A 12,315-nucleotide genomic window follows, 5' to 3' on the forward strand; every position below is an offset into this window, starting at 1 on the left:
GACGACAGAAGATCATGACGGAACAAGAGACACTCGGCTACGATTTCGGCAAGGCTGAGCCCAAATGGCAGGCAAAATGGGACGGCGTGCGTGCATTCGCCGCTGATGACCATCCCGCTGCCGACAAGCCGAAATATTACGTGCTCGAGATGTTTCCGTATCCGTCGGGTCAGCTCCATATGGGCCACGTGCGTAACTATGCGCTGGGCGATGTGGTGGCGCGCTACAAGCGCGCGCGTGGTTTCTCGGTCCTGCATCCCATGGGCTGGGACGCGTTCGGCCTCCCGGCAGAAAATGCAGCGCGTGAGCGCGGTGTGCATCCGGGGCAGTGGACCCTGGACAACATTGCAGCCATGCGCGGCACGCTGCAGCGCCTCGGTTTCTCACTGGACTGGGAGCGTGAAATCGCCACCTGCCTGCCGGAATATTACGGGCATCAGCAGAAGCTGTTTCTGGATATGTGGCGCAAGGGGCTGGTCGAGCGTCGTGAATCCTCAGTCAACTGGGACCCTGTGGACAACACGGTGCTCGCCAATGAGCAGGTGGTTGACGGGCGTGGCTGGCGTTCGGGTGCGCTGATCGAGAAAAAGCGTCTGTCGCAGTGGTTCCTCAAGATTACGGATTTTGCAGCACCTCTGCTTGAAGGCCTCGACAAGCTGGATCGCTGGCCGGCACGTGTGCGCGTCATGCAGGAGCGCTGGATCGGCCGCTCGGAAGGCGCTCGCGTCCGCTTTGCGCTTCACGCGCCTCCGGCGGGCTTCGACACGGATTTGGATTCGGTCGAGGTGTTTACCACCCGTCCGGATACGCTGTTCGGTATGAGCTTCGTCGCCATCGCTGCTGATCATCCGCTGGCTGCAAAGGTTGGTCAGGATAACGAAGCCGTACGCAGCTTCATTGAAGAATGTCAGCGTCTCGGTACGTCCGAGGAAGCAATCGAGGCAGCCGAAAAGCGCGGCATCGATACCGGATTGCGTGTCAGCAACCCGTTTGCGCCTGACGAGACCGTGCCGGTCTGGATCGCCAATTTTGTTCTCATGGAATATGGCACAGGCGCTGTGTTCGGTTGCCCCTGTGGCGATCAGCGCGATCTTGATTTTGCCCGCAAATATGACCTTCCGGTGCGTCCGGTCATTCTGCCGACAGGCGAGCAGCAGGCCGGTTTTACGGTGGGCAAGACCGCCGTCACGGGTGAGGGCACGCTCATCAATTCCGGCTTCCTCGATGGGTTGGACATCGTCGAAGGTAAGCGCAAGGCCATCGAGCGTCTCGAGGGTATGGGGATCGGCCGTGGTATCGTGAACTGGCGCCTGCGCGACTGGGGAATCTCGCGCCAGCGTTACTGGGGCTGTCCGATACCGGTTATCCATTGCGACAGCTGTGGTGCAGTGCCTGTGCCGGACGACCAGTTGCCGCTGAAGCTGCCCGAGGATGTCACCTTCGACCGCCCCGGTAATCCGCTCGATCACCATCCGAGCTGGAAGCACGTGGACTGCCCGCAATGCGGTGCCAAGGCACGTCGCGAGACTGACACATTCGATACATTCGTCGATAGCTCATGGTATTTCGCGCGCTTTACGGCGCCCCATGCCAGTACCCCGACTGACCCGATTGCGGCAAATAGCTGGCTGCCGGTCGATCAGTATATCGGCGGTATCGAACACGCGATCCTGCATCTGCTTTATGCACGATTCTTCACGCGTGCCATGCATGAGACGGGTCATCTGAATGTCGATGAGCCGTTCGATGGTCTCTTCACCCAGGGCATGATCACCCATGAGAGCTACCGCGATGAGAGCGGCTGGCTCGCGCCTGAGGACGTGGTGCGTTCGGGCGAAGGCTATGTGCGTCGTGACAATGGCCAGCCCGTGCAGCTCGGTCGTCTGGAGAAGATGTCGAAATCCAAGCGCAATACGGTTTCGCCTACGGCGATTATCGAGCGCTTTGGTGCAGATACGGCACGCTGGTTTGTTCTGTCCGACAGCCCGCCAGAGCGTGATATGGAATGGACCGAGTCCGGCGTTGCCGCTTCAGCCCGTTTTGGTCAGCGTCTCTATCGTCTGGTGCAGAATGTCGCGGCGCAGGTGCCACCGGGAGCGCCCTTCACGGAGGGCGGCCGCAGCCTGCGTCAGGCCACGCATCGCACGATCAAGGCCGTGACCGAGGCGCTTGAGGGCTTCACACCCAATGTCGCCGTGGCGCGTCTGCACGAATTGAGCGCTGCCCTGTCGGAGGCCGAGAAATCGACCGAGGACGGTATTGGCGCAGCGCGTCGCGAGGCCGCTCTCTCACTTGCCTTGCTTGTCGCACCCATGATGCCGCATCTGGCGGAAGAGATGGTGGCCCTGCTGGAGCCTGAGGGGGCCATGGTCGTCGAGCGCGCCTGGCCGGAGGCGCTGGACGAGTTCCTCACGCGTGACAGCATCACGCTGGGCGTGCAGATCATGGGTAAGCTGCGTGGCACAATCGAGGTGCCACCCGACGCGCCGTCAGACATGGTGCTTCCGCTGGCCGAGGCCGAGCCGAACGTGGCGCGGATGCTGGAAGGCAAGCGTATCGTCAAGCGCATTCACGTGCCCAACCGTATCGTCAATTTCGTAGTGGCAGGCTGAACCGATGCGCCGTCTTATCCTGCTTGCTTCTCTGGCTCTGAGCGGTTGCGGGTTTCAGCCGCTTTATGGGAGCAATGGAGATGGCGGCGCTCGTGTGACGCATGAGATGCAGCGCATCTATGTCTCCAACATCCCCGAGCGCCAGGGGCAGGAATTGCGGCTTGCGCTTCAGGAGCAGCTGGGTAGCGGCAGCACCAAGGCGCCAGACGGGTACACGCTCAATGTGAGCTACGGCGTCAATGCATCGGTCATTGATATTCATAGCGATAATACTGCCGGCCGTTATCGCGAACTGGGGACAGCGCATTGGCGCCTCTATACTGTCGAGCCATCCCCAAGATTTCTGGCTGGGGGCGATGTGAATGAACTCGATGGCTTCAATGCGACCTTCGAGCAGTATCTCGCGCAGACCCTGAATGACGAGACTGTGCGGGCCCGTATCGCCCAGACCCTTGCGGGATCGATCCGTCAGCAGATTGCCATCTGGTTCAAGACCCAGATCAAGCCATCGCGTAACAATGCAGCGGATCTGCCGTCCTATTTTGATCCGAACGCCATGCCGACCCAGAATGGTCAGCCTTACGAGAAGGCGGGTCCTGATGGCTTCCCGGCTGCGGCAACGGGGCGTACGGATCTCAATAGCACGGATAACTGATCGCGCATGAAGATCGATGCCCGCTCGACTTCCCGCACACTCGCTGAAATTGGCAAGTGGCGCGGGGTCCTGCTCTATGGTGATGATCTCGGCCTGATACGCGAGCGGGCCGCCCAGTGCGTCAAGCTGGTGGCGGAGTCTCTGGATGACCCGTTCCGTGTCGCAGTGCTCGATCAGGAGCAGCATGGCCGCCTCGAAGAGGAGATGGGCGCGCTTTCGCTGATCGGGGGGCGTCGTGCCATATGGGTGCGCGATGCACAGGACGCGTTGTTGCCCAGAGTTATGGCGGCGCTTGCGATCAACAGCGATACGGTTCTGGTCATCGAAGCACCGGGGCTTGCCTCACGCGCGAAGCTGCGAACCTCGCTTGAAGCCCATGCCTCGATTGCCTCCATCGGTTGCTACCCCGAGGAGGGTAAGACCCTTATTGCCTCACTGGCGGATCTCTTTCGTGAGGCCTCAGTCACGATCGACCGCGACGCCCTGTTCTGGCTTTCTTCCGTCATGGGAGCCGACCGGGCAGCCATACGAAGCGAAGTCGAAAAGCTTGTTCTTTTTGCCGGGAAAGGTGGCCGTCTGACCCTTGATGACTGTCAGGAATGTATCGGTGATGCTGCCAGTGCTACGCTGGATGATGCGACAAGTGCTGCGATGGCTGGTGATCGAGCCATTGCTGACATTGCGCTGGAGCGTGCGCTCGCCGATGGTTTGTCTCCCATCGCTCTGGCGCGTGCCTGCCTGTCACTCATGAACCGGTTGCTGCGGGTGCTGGACTGGATGGATGAGGGCAAGTCGCGTCAGGAAGCCATGAAAATGCTTCGCCCCCCGGTGTTTTTCAAGAAAACCGAGAGCTTCACCAAAGCCCTTGAGCGCTGGGATCGCACAGGTCTCAGGAGAGCCTGCGATGCCGTGCAAGGTTTCGAACTGGCCTGCAAGCAGACGGGCAGCCCCGATCTGGCACTGTCACGTCGTCTGATTGCACAGCTTTGTCTCGGCCCGAGATCATTCCAGCGTTGAAATCATCGCATCGTTTTGCCACGATCGGTGCGATGAAGATTTCGCCCCGCGACCCAGAAGCGATTATGGTGATCGGCGCGTTGCCGGCCAACCCGTCGATGGCTCTCGCGGGGCAGGTCATTCCGCCGCCGCATGCGCGCTTGCACAACCGATGAGAAACACGAGACGCTCAGCCCTGTGGCACGGGAACATTGCGGTGTTGCTGGCAATCGGTGCCTTGCTTCTTCTGATGCTTGGCGCGGTCGCTGCGCCGCTCTATGCGCGCGCAGTTGGGGTCGATGCAATGGCTTCCAATCTGGCCGGCACCGTCATGCGCAACGGCCATGCGCAGGATATCATGCAGGCCAATGACAACCCGCTCCATCTGGGGCTCTCTCCCATTGGCCCGTCATGGCGCTGGGGGCCTTATGCCCTTGGGGCCGATTCACAGGGGCGCGACATTGCTGCGAGACTGCTTTACGGGGCGCGATCCTCGCTGGTCATCGCTTTTTCAGCCGCTTGTCTGTGCCTGATTGCCGCAACGTTTTGCGGTCTGGCGGCCGGATATTGTGGGGGGTGGGTCGATCTGATCCTGTCACGCGCGCTCGACATTCTCTGGGCAGTGCCGGTTTATCTGTTCGCCATCAGCCTCAGCGTGGTGACAATCGGCCATGATCTCTCCTATGGCCCGATCCACTTGCGGGCGGACTCACTGCTTCTGCCCATTCTGATCATTGCGCTCATCTATGTGCCCTATGCGGCGCGGCCCATACGAGCCCGGACGAAAAGCCTGCAGAATGCCGGCTTCGTTCTGGCAGCGCGTGGGCTGGGGGCGTCGTCACTGCGCATCATCCTGCGCGAAATCCTGCCTCTTCTGGCGGAAACCGTCTTTGTGCTGGCACCGCTCATTATGGCGCTTTGCCTCCTTGCGGAGTCCGCACTGTCTTTTCTCAGCCTCGGTGTGCAGGCACCTGCCGCTTCGTGGGGGAGCCTGATTCATGATGGCGAGGGACTGATCTATAGCCGCCCGGTGGTCGCCATTGCGCCGGGATTGGCCATCATCGTGACTGTTCTGGCCCTGAACACGCTGGGTGACGCAGCGCAGACGGCATTGCGCAGGCGGGGTGGCAGATGAGGGGCTTTCTCTCCCGCCTCGGGCAAATGCTGCTCGTATTGTTCGGCATCTCGGTACTCGTCTTTGCCGTGTTCTTCGCAACGCCGGGGTCGGACCCCTCAGCCCGTATTGCGGGGCGCGGCGCGAGCCCGGAGGTGATCGAACGTGTTCGCCATGCCTATGGCTTCGACCGCTCGCTACCTGTCCGTTATCTCACAATGATGGATCATCTGTTCATCTCGCGAAACCTGACGTCCTACGTCAATCACGGGCAGAATGTGGTTTCGGAGGTGTTTGCTGCTGCACCTGTCACGCTTTCGCTTGTGCTCTGGGCGGCGCTGTTCTGGGTGAGCGGCGCGCTGGTGCTTGGCATGATGGGTGCGGCTTTTCAGGGCGGTGCCCTGGACCGTCTCCTTTCTGTGCTGGCTATGGTTGGTTTGTCCATCCCGGTTTTCTGGCTGGGCGAGATGGTCAATCTGGTGAGCCAGAGCCGGTTGCATGACACCTGGCTGTTCCGTTGGGTGCCGCCACTGGGCTATGTGCCACTCTCCACAAGCGTTCTTGGCTGGACGAAATGTCTGATCCTCCCGGCGCTCACGCTCGCTGTTGCTTTCATCGGCCTTTACAGTCGTGTGCTGCGTTCGGACCTGCTTTCAGCCATGCAGGAAGACGCGCTGCGCACAGCACGTGCGAAAGGGGCAGGGCCGTGGCGCCTCTGGTTCTTCCACGCCTTGCGCCTTTCCGGTCTGAGCGCGCTCTCATTGTTCGGCCTCGATTTCGCCCAGTTGCTCGGGGGCGGTGCCTTGCTGACGGAAGTCGTGTTTGCGCTGCCCGGTGTCGGGCATCTGACCTATCAGGGCCTGAGCACACTGGATCTGCCGCTTATCATGGCAACCGTGCTCTATGCGGCATTTTTCGTGGTGGTTGCCAACGCCCTGATCGACGGACTGTATCGCCTGCTCGACCCGCGCATCGGGGGAGGGAAGAATGGGCACTGAGCCTCTTTTGTCCCTGCGCAACCTGAGGCTGAAACACCCCAGAGCCGGTTATTTGCTTGATGGCGTAACCCTCTCGCTGCAGCGCGGTCAGATCCTTGGGGTCGTGGGCGAATCAGGTTCGGGGAAAAGCCTGACCGGGTTGAGTGTACTCGGGCTGCAACCTCCCGGCATCCTGTCCGGTGAGCTGATTTTCGACGGGCAGGATCTGCGATCCCAGACCGAGAGGGCGTGGCAGCATTTTCGCGGCAGGCGGGCTGCCATGATCTTTCAGGATCCGATGACGGCTTTTTTGCCGGTTCGGCGTATCGGCGCCCAGATTGCCGAGCAGATCAGGCTGCACCAGCTTGTATCGAAACGCGAGGCGAATGAGCGTGTGGTGACACTGCTCGGGCGTATGGGCGTCCCGTCTCCGGCGCAAACTGCATTGCGTTTCCCGCATGAACTCTCCGGCGGGCTGCGCCAGCGCGCCATGATTGCAATGGCTGTGTCCTGTGAGCCGGATCTGCTGATTGCTGACGAACCGACCACGGCGCTCGATGTCACGGTTCAGGCGCAGATTCTGGCGTTGCTGCGTGAGATCGGTGCGCGTGAGGCGAGCGTCATGCTGATCACCCATGACATGGGAGTAGTGGCGCAAAGCTGCACGCATGTTGCCGTTCTTTATGCCGGGGTCGTCATCGAGACCGGCCCGGTGTCGGCTGTTCTCTCGGCCCCGCGCCATCCCTATACACGGGCCCTACTGCAGGCCATACCACCGCTCGAAGGACCGCGCCCGGCCAGGCTGCCCGTGATCGAGGGCGCTCCTCCCTCGCCACAGACACGACCTAGCGGGTGCGTTTTCGCGCCGCGCTGCCCCCATGTCATGCAGCCATGTGAGGTACGCCCGGCGATGCGTCCCGTCATCGATGACGGATACGGGACTACGCTTGCCGCCTCAGCCGAGGCGCAGAAAGAGGAGCGCCATGAGGTGGCTTGCGTGCTCTACGAATGACGGAACTGCTTCAGGCGCGTGATGTCGCCCGGACCTATCAGCTGGGGCGCGGCAGGACACTGCGGGCCGTCGATGGCATCTCGCTCGCCTTGAAGCGTGGAGAGAGCCTTGCGCTCGTCGGTGAGTCAGGTTGCGGCAAATCCACATTGGGCCGCCTCATGATGGGGTTTGATCGCCCCGACAAGGGAGAGATCCTGTTTGACGGGCAGGATATGGCGCAAATGGGGCGGCGCGCCCTGCGCGATCTGCGCAGCCATCTGCAGATGGTCTTTCAGGACTCTGGATCGTCCTTCAATCCGCGCTGGACGATTGGCAATACACTGGCGGAGCCGTTTCGTATCCATCGGCGTGAGTGGTCCAAGGCCACGTTGGTGGCGCTCCTTGAACGCGTGGGTTTGTCGGCGGATTATCTGCCCCGTTATCCCGGTGCGCTCTCTGGCGGGCAGCGGCAGAGGCTGAACATTGCCCGCGCCATTGCGCTCTCACCGCAGGTCATCGTCGCGGACGAGCCTGTCTCGGCGCTGGACGTTTCCGTACAGGCACAGATTGTCAATCTGCTGCGTCAGCTTCAGGCCGAGATGGGTCTGGCCTGTCTGTTCATCTCGCATGATCTGGCGGTGGTGAGACAGATTTCGGACCGCGTGGCGGTGATGTATCTGGGCGCGATTGTCGAGGAGGGGGAGACGCTTGCCCTGCTTTCGCGACCGCTCCATCCCTATACAAGGGCGCTGGTAGAGGCTGTGCCTCAACCGGGCAAACCGCTGGCGGCGCCCTTGCAGGGCGATGTGCCAAGTCCTCTCTCCCCGCCAACGGGCTGTCGCTTCCACACACGTTGCCCGATCGCCCGGCCCCGTTGTGCGATCGAGAGGCCGATCCTCACGGATTACGGGGCAGGGCGCCGGGCGGCGTGCCATTACCCGCTTCTGCATGATGGCAACACCGCCAGCTGATTGCCGGATAGGCTCGGCGTACCGGGAGCGGCCTACCATAGCCAGGGTGAGACAGTTGTCCTGACCCTTGCCCGTTATGGCAGGCAAGGGCCTGGAGCTCAGAACCTCTGCGAGATGCCGGTCAGGATGGTGCGACGTAGGCCGTATTGGGGTGCCCCGACGCCGATGCCTGATCCGTCGCGGATCTGGTAGCTCTTGTCGAACAGGTTCAGCACATCGAGACGCAGTTCGGTGCGTTTGAGGAATGGCACGCGGAACAGATCCTTAAAGGACTGGACCAACGAGAGGTTGAACGTGGCATAGATCGGGACAGAGCGGCCATTGGGCACCACACCATCGGCGCGCAGGCCGCTGCCATAGACCATCGAGGCCGATACGCGGGTGGGGTGGCCCGTGTGATAGAAGAAGGAATAGCTCCCCCCTGCGGACGCCGTCCAGCGCTGGTCATGATCGAGATGGATCCAGCGATTCTGGACATAGGCAAGATCATCCGGGTCCATCGTCCACTGGGCGGTGGTGATGTCCTTGCCGATTGCCCGAGACCAGGCCGCGTTGCCGTAGAGCGAGAGCGGGCCATGCTCGTAATTGGTCGAGAGTTCGTAGCCATTCACCTGCCCGCGACGATAATTGAACGCCGAGAGGATGATCGGTGCGCCAAACTGACCTTCATCGATCATGTTTTTGGCGAGCTTCACATAGGCATCGAACGAAGCGTGCCAGCCGGGCAGGATGGACTGCGTTACGCCAGCATCGAAGTAATGGTCGCGCTCCGCCTTGACCGTATTGTTCTGCAAGGTCTGAGGCTCGTTGGATGTGCCGACATATTTGCTGAGCGAGGTATTGGCGACGAGTTCGAAGGGCGGGGGGGTGAAATAGTGCGAATATCCGGCATGAACCACGCCACCCCGCCATGCACGCCATACGATGTTGATGCGCGGGCTGACCTGTTTCGAGTGCGTGTACTCATCGACACCGTCGAAGCGCAGACCGTAATTGATTGTCAGATCGCGCACCGGGCGCCACTCATCCTGAGCGTAGAGCCCGTACATCCAGCCGGTGCGGCCGCTGCCATCGTGCACATTCGTGGTCGTGCCATCATAGATGGGTGTGCCGTCATCCTCGGCCCCCGTCTGCTGATAGACGATGGAATCCGTCTTGGAGCTGTTACGCTCGACATAGACCTGATAACCGAAGCGCACCGTATGCTGGCGATTGGCGTGCCATGTGACATCGGTTTGCGAGCCCGTCGAGAAAACCGAACGCGCTGCGTGCTGGCTGATTCCATTATAGACCAGATCGCCCAGCGGATCGGGCGAGTAGCCAAGCGACGAGTAGCGCGTGATAACCGAACTCTGCAGGCTGACCTTGCCCATGTCCTTCTGGAGGGAGAGAATGCCGAAATCCGTGATCTCCTTCTGGCGCTCGTTCAGGCTGGCGCTGTCCACGCTGCCATAAACCTGTTGTGACAGGGCAGAATCGAGAAAGCTCGGATTGGCAAACTGGCGTTGCTGACCGGGGTTATTGGGCAGCTGATACTGAGCGTTCGATACACCTCCGGTAAGGCTGATACGGGTGTTCTCATCAGCCGTGTAACGCAGATGACCGAGCGCATGATACTGGTTGCTCAGGTCGTGAATCGGGTTGAAGCTCGATGTCGGGTTTTCAACACCGACGCGGTTATGAACGAAGTCGCCGGTCGCAAAGAAATCCCACTTCCCGGCATGGCCACCATATTGCAGCGACGGGAAGAAATAGTCGCGCGCACCACCATAGATCGAGGCATCGCCACCCGGATCGGCGCTGCCGTTCTTGGTGGTGATGTCGATCACACCGGCTTGCAGAAAACCATATTCGCTGGGTAGCGCGCCGGTGGTGAGCGAGGCGGAATGGGCAAAGCGTGTCATCAACGCCTGACCGAAAACGCTCAGCCCTTCAGGAAGCTGCACGCCATCGAGGCGGAACTGGACCTCGTTATGATCGCCGCGCACGTGAATCTGACCAAAGCTGTCCTGCGCGACGCCAGGTGCCTGAAGGAGAAGTGTGTTGAGCGGCGCATTATCGCCGCCCGGGTTGTTTTCGATATCACGGCGGGTGAAGCGATAGGTTGTCGCACCGGTGGAGGATTGCAGAGAGGAGCGGATTTCATCGAGACGCGCATTGACGATGATATGCTCTTCCTTCTGGGCGTTCACTCCCTGCGAAGCTGTATCACCCGTGTTGTCAAAGGAGGTTCTGGACGCTTGGTCGCTCGTTGGCGTGCCAGACTGGGTTGTCACGGGCGTCACAACCGGGGTCGTCGTGGTTGAGGAGGGCACTGCAGTCTGAGCGTGAACGGGCGTGGTGAGCGCCAAAACCGAGCATGACAGAAACAGGCTGGACGACCACAGGGATCGGGATGACATCATGACTACCCAACAGGTTGAAGGCGGAACAAATCGCCTTCGTTCCTATTCTGTATGATATAACATAACAACCGTTTCTTAATCTCTGTCCACTGGCTCTGTTGCGAACTGTGACAAATTGGCGACAGGTGAAGGGGGTGGCGGACGGGGGATTCAGCCCTCCTTATGAAAAGCATTTTAAGGACGAAGCCGCATCGGTCGCATAGCGTTTCAAACAGGTCGTCCCGTCCTGATCGAGGTGAAGCCTGCCATGAAACGCCGGTCCTTTCTTTCTGCTGCTTCCGTTGCACCGCTGCTGGGGGTGGCTGGTCCGGCCCTTGCCTCAGGCAATGCCGATGATGGGACGAGTTCGAGCGGTGAGTTCGACATTGTCGCCAAGTTTGTCGGACCGGGGCCATCTGGCGTTGCCGTGCTTCCCGATGGCCGCATGTTCGTCAGCTTTCCGCGTCACGCCGATAACCATGCCGGTGCCACACTGGGTGAGGTCAAGGGGGGCGTGGTGGTGCCCTATCCGTCAGCCGAGCTCAGCCTCCCATCCGACAGGGCCCCGGCAGATCGCCTGATGTCTGTCCATGGCATCGCCCATGATTCTGCCGGGCGGCTATGGGTGATCGATGATGGCAAACTCGCGGGCCACGACATTCCTGAAGGGGCGGCCAAGATTGTTTGCATCGACCCGGTAAGCAACCGCGTGACGCACAAGATCATGCTCAAATCCCCGGTCATGCTGCCGAACAGCCATATGAATGATTTGCGCGTCGCCCTGTCGGTCGGTGCCAAGGGAACCGTCTTCGTGACGGATTCCTCATTCGGCGATGAGCCTGCCATGATTGTTGCAGATATTGCCACTGGCCAGACCAAGCGGGTTCTGACGCATCACGTTTCGACCCAGGCGGTACCGGGGTTCATGGCGATTGTGGAAGGAGAGCCCAGACGCTACGTGCCGCATCATCCCCAGATGGTGTCAGGTGGGGCGGATGGTATTGCCTTGCTGCCTGACGAATCCCGCCTGTATTACGCACCGCTGACAAGCCGGCGCCTTTACAGTATACCGACGCGCACACTGGCCGATCAAAGCCTGTCGGATGAGGCCTTGGCTGCCCAGATACGGGATGAGGGCGAAAAGGGTACAGCCGATGGCCTATGTTTCGATCAGCATGGCCGGCTCTATACCACGAATTACGAGCATGATTGCATCCTGCGCCGTGATTCTGACGGGTCGTTTGCCATGGCTGTCAGGGATGCCCGTATCCTGTCACCTGATGGAATCTGTGCCACGCGTGACTGGATCTATTGTACGCTGGGGCAGTGGAATCGCCTGCCGTCATTCAATGAGGGCCATAACCGGCGTGAGCCGCCTTATCTGCTGATCCGTTTTCCTGTCGAGCCGCTCACGCCCCTCGATGCGCTACCGGCTTCTTCACAGCGATAAGGTTTCTCGAACGCTGCGGCGACTCCTACAGTCAGGTAGCTCAGCAAAGTTGAAGATTGATACGGGACAGGCGAGGACGGAAGCGGGTAGAGCGGCGAGGAGCAGGTAAACATGACGCAGGAGATGCTGTGATGGCTTCGGCGGTTTTCCTCACACTCTGGTCCA

The 12,315-nt window shown here is 60.5% G+C and carries 9 protein-coding genes; 8 read left to right on the forward strand and 1 reads right to left on the reverse strand.

Annotation, left to right across the window (positions count from 1 at the left end; genetic code table 11):
* The first annotated feature begins 14 nt into the window (after window positions 1-14).
* From leuS to Asbog_RS03470, 7 genes are all read left to right on the forward strand, one after another.
* Window positions 15-2,612 (forward strand): leucine--tRNA ligase, encoded by a 2,598-nt coding sequence (leuS, locus tag Asbog_RS03440; protein ID WP_062164103.1) that lies wholly within the window; start codon window positions 15-17, stop codon window positions 2,610-2,612.
* Window positions 2,613-2,616: 4 nt separating this feature from the next.
* Window positions 2,617-3,267, forward strand: coding sequence for an LPS assembly lipoprotein LptE (locus Asbog_RS03445; RefSeq protein WP_062164104.1), 651 nt, complete (start codon window positions 2,617-2,619; stop codon window positions 3,265-3,267).
* Window positions 3,268-3,273: 6 nt separating this feature from the next.
* A complete protein-coding gene (gene holA, locus Asbog_RS03450; protein WP_062164105.1) occupies window positions 3,274-4,284 on the forward strand; it encodes a DNA polymerase III subunit delta in 1,011 nt (336 codons plus the stop codon).
* A 151-nt stretch (window positions 4,285-4,435) separates the two neighbouring features.
* Window positions 4,436-5,398: an ABC transporter permease gene (locus Asbog_RS03455; protein ID WP_062164106.1), complete on the forward strand. Its 963-nt coding sequence runs from the start codon at window positions 4,436-4,438 to the stop codon at window positions 5,396-5,398.
* Window positions 5,395-6,375 carry an ABC transporter permease gene (locus Asbog_RS03460; RefSeq protein ID WP_062164107.1) on the forward strand — a complete coding sequence of 327 codons (981 nt, stop codon included), beginning with the start codon at window positions 5,395-5,397 and terminating at the stop codon, window positions 6,373-6,375. Before Asbog_RS03455 ends, Asbog_RS03460 begins: the two co-directional genes overlap by 4 nt.
* On the forward strand, window positions 6,365-7,366 hold the full coding sequence (locus Asbog_RS03465) for an ABC transporter ATP-binding protein (RefSeq protein WP_083510690.1): 1,002 nt from the start codon (window positions 6,365-6,367) through the stop codon (window positions 7,364-7,366). Before Asbog_RS03460 ends, Asbog_RS03465 begins: the two co-directional genes overlap by 11 nt.
* Window positions 7,363-8,316 carry an ABC transporter ATP-binding protein gene (locus Asbog_RS03470; RefSeq protein ID WP_062164108.1) on the forward strand — a complete coding sequence of 318 codons (954 nt, stop codon included), beginning with the start codon at window positions 7,363-7,365 and terminating at the stop codon, window positions 8,314-8,316. The genes Asbog_RS03465 and Asbog_RS03470 overlap by 4 nt, the downstream gene beginning before the upstream one ends.
* A 98-nt stretch (window positions 8,317-8,414) precedes the next feature.
* Here Asbog_RS03470 and Asbog_RS03475 read toward each other — a convergent pair whose 3' ends face one another.
* Window positions 8,415-10,721, reverse strand: coding sequence for a TonB-dependent receptor (locus tag Asbog_RS03475; RefSeq protein ID WP_083510691.1), 2,307 nt, complete (start codon window positions 10,719-10,721; stop codon window positions 8,415-8,417).
* A 247-nt stretch (window positions 10,722-10,968) separates the two neighbouring features.
* Here Asbog_RS03475 and Asbog_RS03480 point away from each other — a divergent pair, with 247 nt between their 5' ends.
* Complete coding sequence (locus tag Asbog_RS03480) at window positions 10,969-12,150, forward strand: SMP-30/gluconolactonase/LRE family protein (protein WP_062164109.1); 1,182 nt, start codon at window positions 10,969-10,971, stop codon at window positions 12,148-12,150.
* Window positions 12,151-12,315 lie beyond the last annotated feature (165 nt).

This window comes from Asaia bogorensis NBRC 16594, from assembly GCF_001547995.1.
GTDB classification, from domain to species: domain Bacteria; phylum Pseudomonadota; class Alphaproteobacteria; order Acetobacterales; family Acetobacteraceae; genus Asaia; species Asaia bogorensis.

Coding starts and splice junctions, on each gene's coding strand:
- leuS (WP_062164103.1), top strand. CDS start 15: ATGACGGAACAAGAGACACTCGGCTACGATTTCGGCAAGGCTGAGCCC.
- Asbog_RS03445 (WP_062164104.1), top strand. CDS start 2,617: ATGCGCCGTCTTATCCTGCTTGCTTCTCTGGCTCTGAGCGGTTGCGGG.
- holA (WP_062164105.1), top strand. CDS start 3,274: ATGAAGATCGATGCCCGCTCGACTTCCCGCACACTCGCTGAAATTGGC.
- Asbog_RS03455 (WP_062164106.1), top strand. CDS start 4,436: ATGAGAAACACGAGACGCTCAGCCCTGTGGCACGGGAACATTGCGGTG.
- Asbog_RS03460 (WP_062164107.1), top strand. CDS start 5,395: ATGAGGGGCTTTCTCTCCCGCCTCGGGCAAATGCTGCTCGTATTGTTC.
- Asbog_RS03465 (WP_083510690.1), top strand. CDS start 6,365: ATGGGCACTGAGCCTCTTTTGTCCCTGCGCAACCTGAGGCTGAAACAC.
- Asbog_RS03470 (WP_062164108.1), top strand. CDS start 7,363: ATGACGGAACTGCTTCAGGCGCGTGATGTCGCCCGGACCTATCAGCTG.
- Asbog_RS03475 (WP_083510691.1), bottom strand. CDS start 10,721: ATGATGTCATCCCGATCCCTGTGGTCGTCCAGCCTGTTTCTGTCATGC.
- Asbog_RS03480 (WP_062164109.1), top strand. CDS start 10,969: ATGAAACGCCGGTCCTTTCTTTCTGCTGCTTCCGTTGCACCGCTGCTG.